The 798-nt window shown below is 53.5% G+C and carries 2 protein-coding genes; both read right to left on the bottom strand.

From position 1 onward, the window contains the following. On the bottom strand, positions 1-641 hold a 641-nt coding region (locus H7A81_RS27430), incomplete at its 3' end, for an NAD(P)(+) transhydrogenase (Re/Si-specific) subunit beta (protein ID WP_182059359.1). Positions 642-652: 11 nt separating this feature from the next. Next, positions 653-798, bottom strand: a 146-nt coding sequence (locus H7A81_RS27425) for a proton-translocating transhydrogenase family protein (RefSeq protein ID WP_182059358.1), incomplete at its 5' end; no start/stop codon positions are given.

The raw sequence follows: 798 nt of genomic DNA, 5'->3' as shown, positions 1-798 counted from the left end.
ATATCCGCACCGCCAATCGACGCCACCAGATGCCAGCCGAACACCAGTGCAATCACCGTCATCAACAACAGCGCGACGACTTGTGAACCGGTGCTATTCGTCTGTACAAACCACAGCATCAGCAAGAAGGAAACCACCAGCGCTGCCAGGTTCATTTTATGACGATGCGGCAACATCAGCGCTTTTGAGGAAATCTTGCCACGCAGTTTACCAAACGCCACGATAGAACCGGTGAAGGTCACCGCGCCGATAAAGATGCCGAGGAACACTTCCGTCAGATGGATATTTTCCATCACCGGCGCCAGTCCTGGTGCATGATCGATGTAGCTGTTGAAACCCACCAGAACGGCAGCCAAACCGACAAAGCTGTGCAGAATCGCTACCAGCTCTGGCATTTCAGTCATTTCGACTTTCTTCGCCAGACGCACACCGATTGCACCCCCGATCACCATCGCCAGCAGGATCCACGCCACGTTGCCGCTGTTGGGGCCGAAGATGGTCGCCAGCAGCGCAATCGCCATGCCGCTGACACCAAAGATGTTACCCTGCTTTGACGTCTCGTGTTTTGAGAGGCCAGCCAGGCTGAAAATAAACAGAATTGCGGCAACAATGTATGCTGCAGTCACTAATCCGCCAGACATGTTGTTACCCCTTAATTCTTACGAAACATTTTCAGCATGCGCTGGGTGACGGTGAATCCACCGAAGATATTGATGCTGGCAATCAGTACTGCGACGAAGGCAAGGAAAGTCACCCACCCGCCGTGTCCCATCTGCAGCACCGCACCCACCACAATAA

It is taken from the genome of Pantoea sp. ME81 (genome assembly GCF_903970985.1).
Classification (GTDB): Bacteria; Pseudomonadota; Gammaproteobacteria; order Enterobacterales; family Enterobacteriaceae; genus Pantoea; species Pantoea communis.
Note: the sequence above shows the minus strand (reverse complement) of the source record. Positions and strands in the feature narration are given on the sequence as shown.